The sequence below is a fragment of the Actinoplanes subglobosus genome (assembly GCF_042650585.1).
Taxonomy (GTDB): Bacteria; Actinomycetota; Actinomycetes; order Mycobacteriales; family Micromonosporaceae; genus Actinoplanes; species Actinoplanes subglobosus.
Genome location: NZ_JBHSBL010000006.1, coordinates 199152 through 217192 on the forward strand (window position 1 = coordinate 199152; position 18041 = coordinate 217192).

At 71.8% G+C, this 18041-nt stretch carries 12 protein-coding genes; 4 read left to right on the plus strand and 8 right to left on the minus strand.

The window, feature by feature from the left end; genetic code table 11:
• Positions 1-107: 107 nt before the first annotated feature.
• The gene (locus ACFO0C_RS07065) at positions 108-2396 is read left to right on the plus strand and encodes an IPT/TIG domain-containing protein (RefSeq protein ID WP_378065726.1); all 2289 of its coding nucleotides are present in this window, start codon (positions 108-110) and stop codon (positions 2394-2396) included.
• Positions 2397-2507: 111 nt separating this feature from the next.
• On the opposite strand, the gene ACFO0C_RS07070 is transcribed toward ACFO0C_RS07065, so the two are convergent.
• Positions 2508-3257, minus strand: a complete 750-nt coding sequence (locus ACFO0C_RS07070) for a hypothetical protein (protein ID WP_378065727.1) — start codon at positions 3255-3257, stop codon at positions 2508-2510.
• A gap of 508 nt (positions 3258-3765) precedes the next feature.
• Here ACFO0C_RS07070 and ACFO0C_RS07075 point away from each other — a divergent pair.
• Positions 3766-5379, plus strand: a complete 1614-nt coding sequence (locus ACFO0C_RS07075; protein WP_378065728.1) for an IPT/TIG domain-containing protein — start codon at positions 3766-3768, stop codon at positions 5377-5379.
• A gap of 73 nt (positions 5380-5452) precedes the next feature.
• On the opposite strand, the gene ACFO0C_RS07080 is transcribed toward ACFO0C_RS07075, so the two are convergent.
• Positions 5453-6178, minus strand: a complete 726-nt coding sequence (locus tag ACFO0C_RS07080) for a hypothetical protein (protein ID WP_378065729.1) — start codon at positions 6176-6178, stop codon at positions 5453-5455.
• Positions 6179-6441: 263 nt separating this feature from the next.
• On the opposite strand from ACFO0C_RS07080, the gene ACFO0C_RS07085 reads away from it, so the two are divergent.
• Positions 6442-8334: a S8 family peptidase gene (locus tag ACFO0C_RS07085; protein ID WP_378065730.1), complete on the plus strand. Its 1893-nt coding sequence runs from the start codon at positions 6442-6444 to the stop codon at positions 8332-8334.
• A 66-nt stretch (positions 8335-8400) separates the two neighbouring features.
• On the opposite strand, the gene ACFO0C_RS07090 is transcribed toward ACFO0C_RS07085, so the two are convergent.
• The gene (locus tag ACFO0C_RS07090; RefSeq protein WP_378065731.1) at positions 8401-9135 is read right to left on the minus strand and encodes a hypothetical protein; all 735 of its coding nucleotides are present in this window, start codon (positions 9133-9135) and stop codon (positions 8401-8403) included.
• 383 nt (positions 9136-9518) lie between these two features.
• Between ACFO0C_RS07090 and ACFO0C_RS07095 the strand changes: the two genes are divergently transcribed.
• Positions 9519-9761, plus strand: a complete 243-nt coding sequence (locus ACFO0C_RS07095; RefSeq protein WP_378065732.1) for a hypothetical protein — start codon at positions 9519-9521, stop codon at positions 9759-9761.
• Positions 9762-9781: 20 nt separating this feature from the next.
• On the opposite strand, the gene ACFO0C_RS07100 is transcribed toward ACFO0C_RS07095, so the two are convergent.
• Genes ACFO0C_RS07100 through ACFO0C_RS07120 form a run of 5 tightly spaced genes read right to left on the minus strand, consistent with a single transcriptional unit; the run spans position 9782 to position 17996 of the window.
• On the minus strand, positions 9782-10543 hold the full coding sequence (locus ACFO0C_RS07100) for a class I SAM-dependent methyltransferase (protein WP_378065733.1): 762 nt from the start codon (positions 10541-10543) through the stop codon (positions 9782-9784).
• Between the two features lie 32 nt (positions 10544-10575).
• Entirely contained in the window at positions 10576-11757 is a 1182-nt protein-coding gene (locus ACFO0C_RS07105; protein ID WP_378065734.1) for a VWA domain-containing protein, read from the minus strand.
• Complete coding sequence (locus tag ACFO0C_RS07110) at positions 11754-13991, minus strand: DUF5682 family protein (protein ID WP_378065735.1); 2238 nt, start codon at positions 13989-13991, stop codon at positions 11754-11756. The genes ACFO0C_RS07105 and ACFO0C_RS07110 overlap by 4 nt, the downstream gene beginning before the upstream one ends.
• Positions 13984-15078: an ATP-binding protein gene (locus ACFO0C_RS07115; protein ID WP_378065736.1), complete on the minus strand. Its 1095-nt coding sequence runs from the start codon at positions 15076-15078 to the stop codon at positions 13984-13986. Before ACFO0C_RS07115 ends, ACFO0C_RS07110 begins: the two co-directional genes overlap by 8 nt.
• On the minus strand, positions 15075-17996 hold the full coding sequence (locus tag ACFO0C_RS07120) for a DUF5691 domain-containing protein (RefSeq protein WP_378065737.1): 2922 nt from the start codon (positions 17994-17996) through the stop codon (positions 15075-15077). The genes ACFO0C_RS07115 and ACFO0C_RS07120 overlap by 4 nt, the downstream gene beginning before the upstream one ends.
• Between the last annotated feature and the right edge of the window lie 45 nt (positions 17997-18041).

Consider the following 18041-nt stretch of genomic DNA (forward strand, 5'->3'; position numbering starts at 1 on the left):
CCACTAATAGGTACGCTTCCGGCGAGACGGCCCGCGACGGTTCATCCGGACGCCTGGGCCCAGCAATCCAGCGACGCGGTCCATGGGGACCCGTAGGAGGACCTCGCATGCGCAAGTCCAAGTCACGCTCGAAAGCCCGGCTGGCGGCGTCCGCCGGGTTGACTACCGGAGCGGTAGGTGCCGCCCTGCTGGTGGCTCCGGCGGCGGCGTTCGCCGCCGTCACGGTGACCCCTCCGGTGGTAGCCCCCGGTGACTCCGTCACCATCGTCGACACCGACGCCACCTTCGCCAACGGCACGAACACCACAGCGGCCCGGGTACAGATCCTCACTTCGCCCGGAACTACTACCCCGGTCTGTGCGGCGACAATCTCGACGGCGTCAGCCACCATTCTGGCGACCGATCAGACACAATCCGCTTCCAGCAGTTCCGCGAAGTCGGTGACGTTCAAACTGCCCGCCGGTGCTACCGCGGGAACCAACGGGCAGGCCAAGAAGTACGTCGCCTGTGTTTATGACTACGCCGGTGGCACCACGGCCCGGCAGGGTAACCAGAACGGTTACACGATCAACGTCGGATCGCCCGCTGTGCTGAATACACCCATCGGGTTGACCGGTGGCGGGAACACGCTGAATGTCACGACGTCTACGAATGTGTTCACCAACGTGGCCACGATCGGCGCCCAGTTCGTCGCCGGCGGCGAGTGCGCCAGCACTTACGGTACGCCGGTCGCCAACCTGGCCACCACGGTCAACAAGACCGCTGACAACGCCGTGAACCTGGTCGTGCCCGCCGGTGTGGTGAGCACGAGTGCCGCGCCGGCCAAGTACTCGCTGTGCTTCTACAACGGCGCTGCCAGCAGCTCTGCGCTGATCACCGGTAGCGGCTACTCGGCCGGTTATCTCTCGCTGAGCCAGGGAACCGGTCCTTGGCAGGGCGGTAACGCCATCAACATCACCTCACCGAACCCGTTCCTGGCTGGCATCGACGACCCAGGCGTGACGTTCGAGGCGGCCGAGTGTGCGGCGACCTACACCTCAGCCCGCAACGCCAGCGTGATCGAGCCGGTCAGCGCGCCCCGGAAGGTGACGAACTCGCGTCTCGCCGTCACGGTTCCGGCGCCGCTCTACGCCGACCAGAACACGTTCAACACGGCGCTGGGCTCCGCACTCAGCATGCCCTGGAACCTGTGTGTCTACGGTGGCGTCGCGAACGGCCAGTCCGCGCTGATCGCGAGCCACCCGTACCGGGTGACCACCGTCCAGACCTCGTCCGGCGTCACGCCCAAGGCCGGTCCGGCTCTGGGTGGCAGCCTGATCACGGTCACCGGCACGGCGTTCCCGACTACGGCCGGCGCCCTCAGCGCGACCCTGGGCGGTACGCCGCTCACCGAGATCACGCCGATCAGCACCACCGCCTTCACCGCCCGCACGCCGCGGCACGCGCCGGCCAGCAACGTCTCGCTGGTGGTCACCACGGCCGCCGGTTCGCACACGCTGAACAGCGCCTTCTCGTACACCAGCGCTGTCGTCGCGAACCCGAAGACCGCGCCCAACACCCGGCCGATCGACGTGATCGTCAATGGTGTCGGGTTCGAAGGTGCGCCGTGGAGCAACACCGTGACCACTGGCGCACACATCTTCCTGAGCCAGGGCAGCTACAGCAACGCGACCGTTACCAGCGGCGGGCGCGCGACCCCACCGGTCGCCGACTGCAACAACGTGCTCGTTCTCAGCGACACCGAACTGGTCTGCCGGGTCGACCTGACCAAGCGGCTCAACGCCACCGGTACCGCGGTGCTCACCGGGACGCCGAAGGTCGCCGCGGCCATCAACACCACCACTGGTAGCCGTGTCGTCACCGGCGACGGCACCCCGGCCTTCACTCAGGAGGACGTCGGCAAGGCGATTATCGACTCCGCCGCCACTCCGAAGATCCCGTCGGGGACGGTGATCACCGCCGTGATCAGCAGCACCGAGGCCGTCATGTCCAACCCGGCCTCCGGCGCACTGGTCGGCGACGACACTGTCGCGATCGTGTCCGCGAACAGCCGGGTCGTCGCCGGTGTGGTCACCACGAACGGCGACGATGACATCACGGGTCCTGCGAGCACCTACGCGGCCGGCGATGTCGGTAGCTTCCTCATTGCCGCCGGCGTCCCGGACGCCACGACCCTGCTGTCGGTGGGCAGTGGCACCGCCGCTGTCCTGTCGGCGAACGCGACCGCGGGCGCGACGGTGCGGGCGGTCATCGCCAGCCCGAACATCGCGGTTCCGGAGGGCTCCTACAACCTCCAGTACGTGAGCAACGCCGCGCTCAACGCGGTGCACACGGACACCTCCTACGTCCAGAGTGCGGTCTCCAGCGCGTCGACCTTCACGGTCTCCGCGTTCTGATCGCCAGCGCTACGAAGTCGGTGGCCCGGAGCAACAGCTCCGGGCCACCGGCCTTTCCGCGAACAGAAGCGCCGGCCACCGATGTGGCCGGCGCTTCTGTGGTACTCGACCTCAGCCGAGCTTGCGCCACTCGCGGTCGATGATCGCGAGGCTCTCGCCGACCGGAGGCCGCCCGCCGATCTTCGTGTCGACGACGACGACGCTGCGCTTCTCGCTGGTGCGCCAGCACACCAGAAGGTTCGGCCGGGTCCTGGGCTCCTGTTCGTTGAAGAGCTTGAAGCGCTGGGAACACGCGGCCGGTCCGTGCTTCTCGACGCCTCCGGCGACCCACGCCAGCTCGCGCTGACCGGTCAGGTCGCCGCGCACCGTGACGATGCGCATGGTTCCGCCCTCCTTGGCCGACCCGACGGTGACCTCCTTCGCGGCAGCTGCGGCAGCCGCGCCGGCCGGATTGTCCTCTCTGACCGGTAGCGGGCGGGTGATCTTCACGCCCTCCTTGGCGGCCGCCTCACGGGCCTTCCTGACGCGCTCGGCAGGTTCCTCGAAGGACGGCTCCGCCTTCACCGTCTGATTGCCGCCGGTGGTCGTGCTCTTCGGGTTTGCTCCTGATTCGCCGGGTGCGGCCGGTGTCGCCGGTTGGGACCCGGGTGCGTCGAGGGCGCCCACCGCGGTCACGTCACGGTTCTCAGTGTCCTTGTGGCCGGTGACGGAGAGCGTGGTCAGGTAAGCGCCGGATCCGAGGAGTGCTGCCAGGCCGACCACACCCGCTGTTCGCTTGATGCGGGAGTGCTCGGAACGCGAGGGTGCCGCCGGCGTGGTCGGTGAGCCGTTGTCGCCGGGCTGGTCGTCTTGTGTGCTCATGTCGTCTGTGCCCCTTGGGTTTCGGCCATAGGTCCGCCGGTTCATGAGGCGAACTCCGAAACCCATGCTTCCAACGGCACTGACAAAACGGGCTGAATCCCTCAATCCTTACCTGAGAGTTGCCCGACAGCCGCAGGTCGGCATGTATTTGCGAACTACAATAAGTACATCTGACACGTAACTTCGCTAATATTACTAAATCTACTTTTCTGAGCTAAATTAGCGTTCCAGGCTTTTCGCCAGAAATGCCACGTTAGGCTCCTCCGAGACGGCCCGCCGTCACGTCACGTGCGGGCTCACCCAATCCACATCGCGGTTCGTAGAAACCGTAGGAGGACCTCGCATGCGCAAGTCCGCATCAAGAACTGGCAGCCGGCCGTTCCGGGCTGGTGTCGCTGTGGTGGCTACGGCCGCAGCGGTTGTAGCCGGTACCGCAGCGCCCGCCTATGCGGTGGCGGGCACCATCGATCCCGATGTCGGGCCGATCGGTGGTGGGAGCACCACGATCATGACCTCGGTTGGAGCCTTCACCTCGATCACCGCCGCTTCCGGTCGGTTCGTTGCCAACAGCGGCACTTGCCCGACGACGTTCGGCACGACCTCCGGCACGAACCTGGCAGCGACCGTTGTCGTCAACGACGCCGACACCGCGACCCTGACCGTTCCCGCACTGGCTGCGGGTACCTACCGGGCCTGCATCTACGGCGTCACGTCCGGTGCGGTCGCCGGCACCACCCCGCTGTCGGTCAACTCGACCGACACACTGGTTCTTAGCGGTGCCAACACCGCGCCGACCCTGAACCCGTCGGTCGGCCCGATCACGTCCGGCGCCACTATCACCGCGACCGGGCTCGGGCCGTACCTCGCCTCCGCGACGACCCCCGCCGCCACCTTCAAGCTGGCGTCGGTCGGCGCGTGTGCGACGACCTACACCACGACGTCGGCCACCGCTGCGACGACGGTGACGAAGAACGTGGCCAACACGGTCGCCACGATCACGGCTCCAGCTCTGACCGCGGGTACCTACAACCTGTGCGTCTACGCGGGGTCGGGCACCAGCAGCGCTCTGCTGGCCACCACCTCGTACACCGCGATGGCCGCACCGACGCTGAGCCCCAAGGCAGGCAACTCGGCCGGTGGCAACACCATCACCGTCACCACGCCCACGGCGGTCATCACGGGTGGGTCTCCGGCGGTGACCTTCACCAAGGGCAACTGCCCGACGACGTACGCGGGCGTCAACTCCGACCACGTGGCGGCTGTCACGGTCACCAAGATCTCTACCAGCAAGGTGGCGGTCCTGGTCCCGGTCGGAGTCGTGGTCGACAGCGGCGCGTCCACGACGGCGTGGAACACCTGTCTGTTCATGAGCAATGCCGGCAACCTGATCGCGGCTCCGGCTGTCTACACCGTGGCGCCGGCGCTGGGTGCTGCCAACCCGGCCATCTCGCCCAGTGGCGGTCCGGCTCAGGGTGGCACCAGCATCGTCATCACGGGTCTGACGGGTATTCCGACGGCGGACGGCGCCACGCTGAGCGCGTCGCTCGGGGGCAGCCCGCTGGAGAACCTCGCCGTTGTCGACGCCACGTCGATCAGTGGCAAGACCACCGCGCACGCGGCCGGTGACGTCAAGCTGAGCGTGACGACTGCTGCCGGTACCCAGACCAGCACGGCGAACGAGTTCACCTACTCATACGGCATCACCATCTCGCCGACAGCGTCGGCGACGAACACCACGCCGACCATCGACGTGATGGGCGCGGGCTTCAGCAGCATCACCGGCTGGGGCACCGCGGCGACCGCGGGCGTTGCGCCGGCCACTGGCGCCTATGTGTTCCTGGTCAACAACTCGTGGTTCACCTCCGCGAGCAATGGATCCGGGCTCAACGCGGGACTGGTCACCCAGTGCACCTCGCCGACCGTGATCAGCGACAACGAGCTGATCTGCACGCTGGACCTCGCCAACACGCTGGGCGCTACCGGTTTGGTCCTGGCCGCCGACGTACCGGACGGTGCCTACAGCCTGGTCGTCGTGAACGACATCTCGGACACGTCCCTCGACGCAGCGACGCAGTACTCGCGGGTCTCGAGTGGTGCGACCCTCACGGTGTCGGAGTACTGATCCACTGAGTAGTCCCAAGATGAACGGCCCGGAGCTCAGCGCTCCGGGCCGTTTCTTTTTCCTGAGCCGAACGTCAACCCATGGTGTTCCACTGCTTCTCCAGCTTGCCCACCGTCGACTCCGCGTCGGGCCGTCCCTTGGGCTCCACCGCGATGGTGATGACGCTCCGGTCGGACGACGTCCGCCAGCACATCAGCATGGTGGGCCGCTCTCTCGGCGCGGAGTTGTTGCTGAAGCGGAACTTCTGGCTGCACTGTGCGTCGCCGACCTTCTCGCCGCTGTCGGTGACCCATAGCAGTTCCCGCTGTCCGGTGAGGTCGTAGCGCGCGGAGATCGTACGCAGGGTGCCGCCGTCCTCCTGCGGGCCCTCGTTGGTGACCGTGACCTCGCCGACCTGCGGCGCGGCACCGGGGGCAGCGGTGAGCGCCCGCTGGAGGGGGAAGCCGTCCTTGGCGGCCTTCTCCCGCGCCTCTTTGATCTGCTGCTCAACCGGTTTGCTTTTCGTAGGTGAAGCCGTGGTCTTGTGCTCCGGCGACTCCATTGGTTCGGCGGACTCTCCCGTGGAGCTGGTGTCCGCCGGAGCCGAGGCGAACGGAGCGGGAGCCGGCTGACCGATCGCGGTCACGTCGCGTGTTGCGGGTTCGTCTTCGCTGACCAGCGCGGTCGTGATGGCGAAAGCACCGGCGCCCAAGGCGACGGCCAGGCCGGCCACGCCCGCCACCGCCTTCGCGCGGTTCCGTCTCGGGCGTACCAGGGCCATCGGTGCCGTGTGGTGGCGGTCGTCGTCGTGCATGGTCATCGTCTGTCCCTTTCGTGAGGCGGACTCCGAAACCCCATGCTCCCCAACCGAACCGACAAATCAGGCTAAAACCAGCAACCCGTAGCTGAGAGTTGTCCGAGAACGGCGACTGCTCAAGCCCGTCCGCCGCCGACCGATCGAACCCATCAGGAGCGGCCCCGGATCGCCGCTCCCGTCGTGCAACACGTCGTCAACCGTCCTCACAACCTGCGCTGACGAATCTGATTCCCGTAGCCAGCCAGCTAAACGGGAGGACGTTGTACATGAAGGTTCAGCTCGGAAAGTACGCTGCCGGTGCCGTCGCCGCGGGGGCGCTCGCCGCCGTCGGTGTTCTCGCTCTTCCGAACGGGAGTGCGGAGTGGGCGCCGGTCACCTACGGGCTGACCACGGCTCCCGAGCAGATCGTTCCGGCCACGGTGACCGAGGCGCAGCCGGCCCGGGTCGTCTCCACGACGCTCGACAGTGAGGGCCGGCCGGTCGTCACCGTCAAGGAGGCGACCGACAAGGCGTCCGCGATCAAGCTGGTCGAGGAGGCGCAGGGGGCGGACAACGCCGTCGGTGTCGAGATGGACGCCCCGGTGTACGCGCTTGGCATACCCACCGGCTCGGACACCTACCGGGCCCAGCAGTGGGACTTCACCAAGATCCGTACGGCCGACGCCTGGCAGAAGTCGACCGGCGCCGGTGTGACCGTCGCGGTGATCGACAGCGGTGTCGACGCCACGCACCCGGACCTGGCCGCGAACGTGATCAGTGGCTACGACGCCACCACCGACCGGGCCGGCTCCACCACCGACCGGCACGGGCACGGCACCCATGTGGCCGGCACGATCGCCGCCGTCACCGGCAACGCGACCGGTGTCTCCGGCTTCGCCCCGGACGTCAAGATCATGCCGGTGAAGGTGCTGGGCGACAACGGCAGCGGCAACATGTCGGACACCGCCGAGGGCATCACGTGGGCCGCCGACCACGGCGCCCAGGTGATCAACATGTCGCTGGGCGGCACGCAGAAGGTCACCGCGGTCAGCAACGCGATCACCTACGCCCGCAGCAAGGGCGTCACCGTCGTCGCCGCCGTCGGCAACAGCCGTCAGCAGGGCAGCCCCACCTCGTACCCGGCCGCGGACGCCGGTGTCATCGGTGTGGCCGCGACCGACACGAACGACCGGATCGGCGTCTACTCGAACGCGGGCAGCTACGTCGACGTCGCCGCGCCCGGCACCGACATCCTGAGCACCTCCCCGGGCGGTCAGTACAAGACGATGAGCGGCACCTCGATGGCGTCGCCGCACGTCGCCGCCGTGGCCGCGCTGCTCAAGAGCTACCAGAGCTCGCTGACCCCGGACCAGATCGAGGCCACCCTGGAGAAGTCGGCCGTCGACCTGGGCGGTGCCGGGTTCGACAACGACTTCGGCAACGGCCGCATCGACGCGCTGTCCGCCCTGAACGCGCTCGCCCCGGCGACGACGGCCCCGACCACCCCGCCGACCAAGGCGCCGACGACGCCGCCGGCGACCACCCCGACGACCCCGCCCACCAAGGCGCCGACGACCCCGCCGGCGACGACCGCGCCGACCACCCCGCCGACCAAGGCTCCGACGACCGCGCCGACCACTCCGCCGGTTGCCGGTGCCCCTGTCAAGATCACCGCGAACACCATCGGTGGCGAGGTCGTCTACGGTACGGCGACGAGCACCACCTTCACCGTCACCGCCGGTGGCCAGGCGTTGTCGCGTCAGCCCGTCTCGGTCTGCGTGACCGAGGCCGGCGCCGCGCAGCAGTGCACCGACGCCACCACCAGTGACCTCGGCGTCGTTCAGGTCGACCGTGCCGGCAAGGCGTCCTACCAGGTCGTCCTCAAGGCCTCGAACGGGGGCGTGACCTCGGCGGCGGTCAGCTACAAGGTCCGTGCCGCGGTCACCGTGGTGCCCACCGGCCGCGGCCAGGCGCAGATCACCCTGACCGGCGCGATCGGCCGGGCCACCGAGATCCAGCAGTGGGCCGGCAACGGCTGGCGCCGGGTCGCCTCCTACACGGCCCCGGCCTCGCCGGCGAAGGCCGCGCTGTCCGGCCTGATGCCCGGCCAGACCTACCGCGTGGTCATCCCGGAGAGCACCACCGTCCTGGGCGCCACCAGCGGCGAGTTCGTCGCCTGACCGATCCGCACCAGCAGCCGCGGCGGGACCCGAGGGGTCCCGTCGCGGCTGGCGTTCATGCGGGTGTCAGTCCGGCTTCGGCCACTCGGTGTCGATCAGCAGCACGCAGTCGGCGATGGCCGCCGCGCCCTTCGTCGCGGACGTCACGACGACCACGCTCCGGAACGTCGAGGTGCGCCAGCACATCAGCGTCGGCGGCCGGCCCAGCGCCAGGTCGGGCTCGTTGCGGATCTCGGTGGTGCAGCGGGCGCCGTTGCCGGCCGGCGTTCCGGCGTCCTTCGCCCGCCGCAACAGGGACTCGTCGCTGGTGTCGCGCCACGCGGCGACGATGCGGGTGGTGCCGTCCTCGTAGGTCTGCTCGGTGACCTTGGTCCGTTCGCTGAGGCGCAGACGTTCGCGCAACTCGTCGAGGGCGGCCGAGGCGGCGGCCTCGGCCGCATCAGGGCTCGCCTGGCGGCTCGCGTCGAGCGACGGCACCGGGCTGAGTTCGACGGGCGCGGCATGCCGCATTCTGGGGGTACGGGAGACCGGCACCGTCTCCTCCGGAGTGGACACGGCCGTCACCGGTGTCGTCTGTGGCGCGAGCGCGGCCGGTTCGGGCAGGCTCGGCTGCTGCTCGTTCATCAGCTGGGTGACCACGAACCCGGCGCCGGCCACCACCGCGACCCCACCGGTGATCGCGGCGACCAGTTGTCTGCGTCGTCGCGCCGCCAGGTGTGTGCCGGCCGCGGACGTGGACGCGTACAGGCCGCCCTCAGGCGTCGGGTACTCGTCGTGCTCGTGGTGCTCGTCGTAGGCCATGTCACCGTCCCGGGCCGGTCGTCTCGCCCCATGCTCCCAAAGAAAGGTACATATCGGGCGGGATTCGGGTCATCGGCAGGCGCTGTCGGCATCTCGTCACCGGTGCGCCAGGGGACCGCGCTCCGCCCGTACCCCCGATCGGAAGTCGCCCCTTGCCGCAGCATGCGGCCGAGGCCCGCGCGCGGGACCCTGCGTGACCAGGCCGGAACGATCGGTGCCGATGCCTCTGCCGGGCGTCACCCGGACCGGCGAGGGGCGGGCCCGGGCGGTTGACCGTCGCTCGATGCGCGCGCACTGTGTGGGACACGCGGGTGCGAGGGCGGGCGGACCCGGCGCGTTTGCCGTGCCCCGCCGGCGGATCCGCGGCTGGGGAGGTGTGGCACGTGACCGGCGACCAGGCGGACCACGATCCGGCCCGGCCGTCCTGGGACTGCCGGGCCTGCGGGCGGCCCTGGCCGTGCGACCCGGCCCGTGAGCAGCTGGCCGGCGCCAACGGGCGGGTCGAACTGGCCGTTCTCATGTGGGACCACCTGGAGGAGGCCGCCCGGGACATGCCCCAGGCGCCCGCCTCCGAACTCTTCGAACGCTTCCTCCGCTGGACCGACCGGCCGACCGGCGCCACGTGACCCCCCGCCGGCCGGCTTTCTCAGCGGAGACCGGCGACCGCGGCGTCCGTGCCGCCCCTCCAGATGACGCCCGCCTCCCGGAAACCGGCCGCCCGCAGCGCCTCGACGTGCCACGACGCCGGCGGCAGCCACTCCTCGCCGTGCCGGTCGGACGGGTAGATCCGCTCCCGCTCGACCGCCTTGGGCGCCAGCTGCTCGTCGGCGGCGGCCAGCGCCCACCACTGTGGCCAGGAGGTCGCCGCTCCGGACGCATACCGCGCCTCGCGCCTGGCCCGCCCGTGATCGCGCAGCTGCCGGGACAGCTCCGGCAGGCCCTCGTCCTCCATGTGGTCCGCGTTCACGAACAGGCCGCCCGGGCGCAGCACCTCCCGGACCTCCGCATACAGCGCGGCGACCCGCTCGGCCGGCAGCCAGTGCAGCGCCGTCGCGGTCAGCACCGCGTCGAACGGCTCGGCCGGCAGCTTGGCCCGCCAGCCCGGGTCGCCCAGGTCGGCGTCGACCACGGCGGCCCGGTCCCGCAGCGAGGAGCCGGCGATCGTCAGCAGCACCGGGTCCTGGTCCAGGACGGTCGGCCGGGCCCCGGGGAACCGGGCCAGCGCGCGCAACGAGATCGTGCCCGTGCCGCCGGCCAGGTCGAGGATCCGCGGCGCGTCGCCCTCGGCGATCGCGGCGACCGCCTCCAGCATCGCCGCGAACCGCTCCTCCCGGTCCGGCATGAACGCCGCCTGCTGCCTGTCCCAGCTCTCCTGCCACACGCGATGGTTCGTCAGGTAAGCACTCATAGCCCCTACGGTAGTTACATCGGGAGCTTCGCTCAAGCGTTTCCCGGGTCGGTCCGGCGCCCGGCGAAAGCCCGCAGGTCACGGCGCTCGATCGCCGCCGCCATCAGATCCGGGAAGGCGTCCGGGGTGCACGCGAAAGCCGGCACACCCAGCTCGGCCAGAGCCGCCGCGTTCTCGTGGTCGTAGGCCGGCGCGCCCTCGTCGGAGAGCGCCAGCAACGCCACCACCTGCACGCCCGCGGTCGTCATCTCGGCCACCCGGCGCAGCATCTCCTCCCGCACGCCGCCCTCGTACAGGTCGCTGATCAGCACGAAGATGCTGTCCCGTGGTCGCGTGATCAGCTGCTGCGAGTAGGCGATCGCCCGGTTGATGTCGGTCCCGCCGCCCAGCTGCGTGCCGAACAGCACCTCCACCGGATCGGCCAGCTGATCGGTCAGATCCACCACCGCCATGTCGAACACCACGAGCGACGTGCGCAGCGACCGCATCGACGCCAGCACCGCCGCGAACACCCCGGAGAACACCACCGACGAGGCCATCGAACCGGACTGGTCGACACAGAGCACCACGTCCCGCCGCACCGCGGAGCCCCGCCGGCCGAACCCGACCATGCGCTCCGGAATCACCGTCCGGTGCTCGGGCACGTAGTGCCGCAGGTTCGCGCGGATCGTCCGGTCCCAGTCGATGTCCGCATGCCGGGGCCGGCTGACCCGGGCGGCCCGGTTCAGAGCCCCGGTCACCGCGGCGCGGGTCGGTTGCGCGACGCGGCGCTCCAACTCCTCCACGACGGTACGGACCACCTGTCGCGCCGTCTCCCGGGCGGCGTCCGGCATGACCCGGTTCAACGAGAGCAACGTGCCCACGAGATGCACGTCCGGCTCGACGGCGGCCAGCATCTCCGGCTCCAGCAGCAGCCGGGTCAGATCCAGCCGCTCGATGGCGTCGGCCTGCATCACCTGCACCACCGTGCTCGGGAAGTACTCCCGGATGTCACCGAGCCAGCGCGCCACCTTCGGTGCCGAGCCGCCCAGCCCCGCCGACCGCTTCGACGCCCGCCCGTCGGCCGTCCCGTCCGGAGTGTCGTACAACGCGGCCATCGCCGAGTCCATCGCCCCGTCCCGGCCCTCGGCCGCACCGAGCGACTCGTCCGCGGCCCCGCCGAGCACCAGCCGCCACCGCCGGCGCCGCTCCGCGGCCTGTTCCCCGTCGCTCACGCCCGCCCTCCGGTCGTCGTCAGGCTCCGGCCGAGCAGGGCGCCCAGCGTCGCCAGTGGAGCGGCTGCCCGGGCCCCGTCGACAGCGGCCTCCGGGCCGGCACCGGACGATCGGTCACCGGCGATCCGCTCACCGATGGCCCGCCGCTCGCCGGCGTCGAAACCGCCGAACGCACGCCGCAGCAACGGCAGCACACCGTCGAACGACTCCGCCGGGATGTCCGCCAGCCAGTCGTCCACCAGCGACAACAGCGCCTCGTCGTGCACCAGCAGCAGCCCGCCGCCGGACAGGAACCCCTCCACCCAGGCCGCCGCGTGCGCCGGTGGCGTGCCGGCCGTCAGCGTCAGCCGCAGCCGCCGGCGGACCTCGGTGCCGTCCAGCCGGCTCGCGTCCAGCAGCAGCCGGGTCAGCCGCCCCGCCGGGAGCCCGTGCAGCCCCGGCCGTGCCGCCAGCGCCCCGATCGTGGTGAGCCAGCGGTCCCGCAGCGACGCGTCGGCGAGCAGCCCGGCCGCCCGGTGCACCCCGTCCATCCCGTCGCGCAGCCGCCGGGCCGCCTCGTCGGAGAGCGAGGCCGCCGCCGACGGCAGTGCCGCGCACACCCGGACCAGCAGACTCGCGGTCACCGTGGCCAGCCCGGCGACGTCGGTCCGGCGGACGTCGCCGTACCGCAGGGTCCGGGCCAGCGCCGGGATCGCCGACATCAGATGGTGCACGTCGGCGTCGAGCGCGGCCCGGGCGTCCAGAGCGGCGAGCACCGCGGGGTACGCCTCGGACAGATCCGCGAGCAGACACGTCTCCACCAGCTCGGTGACCTCGGCCAGGGTCGCCGCGTCCCGGGCACGCCGGACGACCCGGGCGGTCGCCGCCGCCACCACGGTCGTGCCCCACATGCTGCCCTCGACCAGCCGCACCGCGAACTCCGGCTGCCACTCCAGCCGCCACTCCTCCCGAAACGTCCCCGTCCCGCGCCGGGCCGTCGCCCGCCGCCCCCACGGGACGTCCAGCACCGACAGCCGGTGCAGCAGCCGGCTCCGCCGCAGATCGTTGGCCTGCCGCAGATCCAGATCGAGGGCACGCCCGGTGGCCTCCGGTTTGAGCCGCAGCGCCCGCTGCTGCGCGGTCAGGTCCCGGACTAGAGGCACGGCCGGCATGTCGTCCGGCACCGAACCCAGACGCTCGCCGACGACCAGCCGGCGGGCGATCAGCTCGGACCGCAGCGGCTCACCGTCACACATCACCGCCTCGGCGGCCTCGGTCACCTCGGCCAGCCCGGCGAGCGGCCGCCCGCGCAGCGTGGCCAGAGCCTCCGCGAGCCGGACGGCCTCGATGACGTGCGCCGACGACGTGGGCACCCCCTCGGCCCGCAGCACCCCGGCCGCGTCCACCAGCCAGCGCGTGACCACGTCGTCCCCGGTCGTGAACAGGTGGTGATACCACCCCGGGGACCGGACCCCGGCCCCGTAGCCGGACCACGACGCCAGCCGCCCGTAGGTCCACGGCACCCAGGTGAACGCCACCTTCCCCCGGCGCCGTCCCTTGATCAGCGCGGTGTCGTCCCTGACCGCCACCTTGCGGGTCAGCGCCGGGACGTGCCACGCCCCGCACACCACGGCGATGTCCTCGTGCCGCCGCCGCTCCTCCCGCAGCACCGACCGCATCCACGCCTCGCGGAGCAGGTCGTCCGGGTTCTCCGGCGCGTGTTCCCGGATCGCGGTCATGGCCTCGGCGATCGCCGCGAACACCGGAATCCCCCGATGCTCGACGACGTCCTCCCACCACCGCTCCGGATCGTCGTAGCCGGCCGCGGCCGCCAGCTCCCCGATCGGATCCACCGGCCGCACCGGCCCGTCATCTGGCGGCGATGCGTGGGCGGCACTCCCGGTCGCGGCCTCCGGCGACGTCGAGGTGTCCGCCTCGGACGCGACACGACAGCCGTACGGAAGATCGAAGAAGCGGACGCGGACGCCGCGCCGGACCGCCCACCGGATGGCCTGCCATTCCGGGGAGAAGACCGCGAACGGCCAGAACGCCGCCCGTCCCGGATCGGCGGTCGCGTAGCCGAGCAGCGCGACCGGCGGTTCCACACCGCCGTCGGCCGCCCATCGGACCAGGTCGTCGGCCTCCGGTGGCCCCTCGATCAGCAGGACCTCCGGCGGATGCGCGTCCAGCTCGCGCACCACCGCCCGGGCCGAACCGGGCCCGTGATGCCGGATCCCGTAGATCCGCTCAGGCATCGCGGGCGGCCCGGTAGAAGTCGAGCCAGCCGGACCGCTCCCGGACGACGGTCTCCAGGTACTCCCGCCAGACGACACCGTCGGACACCGGATCCTTGATCACCGCGCCGACGATGCCGGCGGCCACGTCACCCGGATGCAGCGTGCCGTCACCGAAGTGGGCGGCGAGCGCCATCCCGCTGGTCACCACCGAGATGGCCTCGGCCGTCGAAAGACTCCCGGTCGGAGACTTCAATCTGGTACGCCCATCCTCGGTCACCCCCGACCGGAGCTCACGGAAGACCGTCACCACCCGCCGGATCTCCTCCATCGCGGCCGGCACCTCCGGCAGCTCCAGGGCCCGCCCGAGCTGGGCGACCCGCCGCGCCACGATCTCCACCTCGTCGTCGGCGCTCGCCGGAACCGGCAGCACGACCGTGTTGAACCGGCGGCGCAGCGCGCTGGACAGCTCGTTGACCCCGCGGTCCCGGTCGTTGGCGGTGGCGATCAGGTTGAACCCGCGCCGCGCCTGGACCTCGGTGTTCAGCTCGGGAACCGGCAGGGCCTTCTCGGACAGGACCGTGATCAGGGCGTCCTGCACGTCGGACGGCACCCGGGTCAGCTCCTCGACCCGGGCGATCGACCCGGTCCGCATGGCCCGCATGATCGGGCTCGGCACCAGTGCCGCGTCGGTCGGGCCCTCGGCGAGCAACCGGGCGTAGTTCCACCCATACCGGATCGCCTCCTCGGCCGTCCCGGCGGTGCCCTGCACGAGCAGTGTCGAATCGCCGGAGATCGCCGCCGCCAGATGCTCCGACACCCACGTCTTCGCGGTGCCGGGAACGCCGAGCAGCAGCAACGCCCGGTCGGTGGCCAGCGTCGAGACCGCGACCTCCATCAGCCGGCGGGGCCCCACGTACTTCGGGGTGATCTTCGCGCCGTCGCCGAGCAGATAGGTGACCACGGCCTGTGGTGACAGACGCCAGCCCGGCGGCCGGGGCCGGTCGTCGGCCGCGGCGAGCAGGGTCAGCTCCTCGGAATACTGCTCCTCGGCGTGCGGCCGCAGCGCCCCGGTCGCACCGGCCGTCGGGATCGTGCCGTCGTTCACTGCAGCTCCTGAAGCATCTCGTGGCGGAAGATGAGAGTGCGGGCGAGCTCGGCGACCGGGCGCACCCGGGCCGGGTCGACGACCCGATCGAGCTGTGCGGCCAGGCGCCCGGCCAGGTCGGCGTAGCCCGGAGGCATGGCCAGTGCGGCCGCCCGGCAGAGCTCGCCGAGCTGCCAGGTGTGCCGGTCGTTGCGGGCGCGCTGATCCACGGTCTCCAGAACGGCCACCGACAGCCCGTCCGGCCAGGGCCCCGGATGCAGGCCGAGCAGACGCTGGGCCGAGCCGTCCTCGGAACGCAGTGCCGCGGTGGCCAGGCGCGCCAGCTCATCCGGAGGTAGCACCAGATGCAGATCCCACCGGACGGCCTCACGCAAGGTCCCGTGATCGGCGGCGAGCAGAGCGGTCGCCCATCGCGGGTCACGTTGAACGACGGCGGCCTTGGCCCACCCGTGCACCAGCGGATTCGCCCAGTCATGCCCGCGAGCGGCCGCGATCCACCCGCTCGGGCCGAGCCCCGCAGTGGACAAAGGACCAGCGCCGGTCGAGGGAGGCGGGACGGTCCAGGTGGAGAGGGGTGTCCCGGCGAGAACCTCCTCGAGGAGCCAGGCACCGACGCCGATGCCGCGCACCGGGGTCGCGCTGACACCGTCGCGCCGCAGGTCACGGTCGAGCTCGGTGGGTGGCTCGACGGTCAGCCGGCCGGACCCGTCGAGCCGGACCGCGGCCCGGGCGCGCGCGGTCATCCGCCGGCCGAGCGCCGCCCCGGGCAACTGCCGCAGCAGGTCGAGCGCGGCCTCGCGGACCTCTTTGCGGCGGTCGTCCAGGGCCCTTTCGAGCAGGGGCTCGTCGTCGAGCGACAGGCCCGTGCCCAACGTCGCCAGGAACCGGGCCCGATTGTCCGAGGACTCCTCGCCCCAGGTGCTCTCCAGCAGCTCACGGGCCCGGCCGGGGTCGCTGCGGCGCAGCTCCACGAGGAGACCGAGGCGCTCGGCGGTGGCCGAGGTCGTCCAGTCGCGGGTGCGGGCGGCCGTGGCCGTCCAGTCGCCGGTGCGGGTGGGGGCCGCCTCGGTCAGCAGCCAGTGCCAGTCGGCACGCTGCGCGGCCAGCCAGGCGCCGCGGCGGCCGGCGACACCGGCCACATCGGCCCGCAGCAGGGCGTTGCGACGGCCCGCCTCCAGCAGATCGGGAAGGATCACCGGCGGGACGATGCCGCCCCGGCCCACGGCGGCGGCCAGCCACTGGATCAGCAGCGCCTGCTCGTGGTGGCCACCGCCGGGAGCCCCGCCGTCGAGGATCCGGGCCAGCCGCGCCGCGGCGGCCGGTGGCAGCGGGACATCGGTCTCCGGGGGAGCGGCGTCCACCGGGACCCGCCCGATCTCCGGCTCCACCCCGGCCCGGCGGCAGGTGAGCGCGACAGCCGCCGCCTCCAGAAGCGCGGCCGCCGGCCCCGCGGAGAGGCTTTCCGGGGAACCGGTGGCATCCGGGAGACGCCCGGCGGACGACGGCGCGCCGGGGGAGCGGCCGGCCTCGGCGGAAACCGGTGCACCGGCGAGGGAGCCGCCGGCAACGGCTGAAGGTGGCGCGCCGGCGGGGGAGCCGTCGGCAACGGCTGAAGGTGGCGCGCCGGCGGGGGAGCCGTCGGCAACGGCTGAAGGTGGCGCGCTGGCGGGGGAGCCGTCGGCAACGGCTGAAGGTGGCGCGCCGGCGGGGGAGCCCAGGTCGACCGTCAGCGGGTCGACCCGCACCGAGCGGCCCGCCCACGGGCGTCGGCCGGTGCCGACCAGGGCCGCGGTCAGCAACTCCGGCGGCAACTCGGCCGGCCGCCGGGAGGAGGAATCCGGCACCGGTGGTGCGGTGGGCACGAATCGCCCGTCGACCCAGGCCGCGAGGGGACGCAGGCCGGCCGGAGACCACTCGGCCGCGACCGTCGCCGGGGACCCGCCGGCCGCCGCGAGCAACCACCAGGGCTCCCGGTGACCGGGAGCGAGGGGCAGCGCCCAGCCCTCCGCGTCGACCAGATGACCGTCGGACGTGGGTCGCGCCGAGGAGACGAGCATCGGAGCGTCATGCCTCCACGGCTCGGCGGCGACCAGGGACGCCCACCCGGCCAGACCAGCCCGGATGGTGCCCGCGCCGTCGGGCGAGGCGAACGGCTCGGCCGCCGAGACGCGCTCGGCGACGAGTGCCCGCAGCGGTGCCGAGCCCGGATAGAAGCACAGGTCAGCACGGAACTCGGTGCCCGGGATCAGATCGGCCGGCAGCGGCTGGCCGGGCGCCGCGAACGACAGGACCAGCGCGAACCGCCCGCCCGACCCGCGCAACCAGGTGCGCCGGCTGGTGAGCGCACCCTCATCGGTCTCCACCTGGCCGAGGACCTGCCAGCGGTCGGTGACCCGCGGCCCGGCCAGCACCTCCTCGGTCGCGGTCGGGAACCCGATGCGGGCACGGACGGTGGCCGCGAGCGCCGGATCGAGGTCGCCGAGCCGGGCGTGGCCGGTGACGAGGAGCCGCAGCAGGGCCAGCTCGCCGAGCAGCCGGTCGGCCCACTGCGGGCCGGCCCCGGCGAACCCGCCCAGCCTGCGGACCATGCCGGCGGCACCGGGCGCCTGCGCGTCGACCAGCCGGGCCGCCATCATCTCGAACGGCTGCGGCCCGGCCCGCCCGGCCACGGCCAGACCCTGCTCGATCTGGTCGTCGAGCCACCGCTGCAGCTCCGCCATGCCGCCGGCGACACGGTCGGAGCGACCCCGGGCACGCTTGGCCGCGGCCGCCGGATCAGGGGGCACCGTCCTTTTCGACCGGTCACCGGCCGGACCGCCGGCGGAGAACGGGCCGGCGACACCACGCGCGTCGCGCAGCGAGGCGGGATCGGGCGTGAGCGCCTCGACCTGGGCGGCGGACCATCGTTCAACGGGCACACGACGACCCTAGGCCCGGGGTACGACGTTTTTCCGCCCCCGCAC

Coding starts and splice junctions, on each gene's coding strand:
- ACFO0C_RS07065 (WP_378065726.1), top strand. CDS start 108: ATGCGCAAGTCCAAGTCACGCTCGAAAGCCCGGCTGGCGGCGTCCGCC.
- ACFO0C_RS07070 (WP_378065727.1), bottom strand. CDS start 3,257: ATGAGCACACAAGACGACCAGCCCGGCGACAACGGCTCACCGACCACG.
- ACFO0C_RS07075 (WP_378065728.1), top strand. CDS start 3,766: ATGACCTCGGTTGGAGCCTTCACCTCGATCACCGCCGCTTCCGGTCGG.
- ACFO0C_RS07080 (WP_378065729.1), bottom strand. CDS start 6,178: ATGACCATGCACGACGACGACCGCCACCACACGGCACCGATGGCCCTG.
- ACFO0C_RS07085 (WP_378065730.1), top strand. CDS start 6,442: ATGAAGGTTCAGCTCGGAAAGTACGCTGCCGGTGCCGTCGCCGCGGGG.
- ACFO0C_RS07090 (WP_378065731.1), bottom strand. CDS start 9,135: ATGGCCTACGACGAGCACCACGAGCACGACGAGTACCCGACGCCTGAG.
- ACFO0C_RS07100 (WP_378065733.1), bottom strand. CDS start 10,543: ATGAGTGCTTACCTGACGAACCATCGCGTGTGGCAGGAGAGCTGGGAC.
- ACFO0C_RS07110 (WP_378065735.1), bottom strand. CDS start 13,991: ATGCCTGAGCGGATCTACGGGATCCGGCATCACGGGCCCGGTTCGGCC.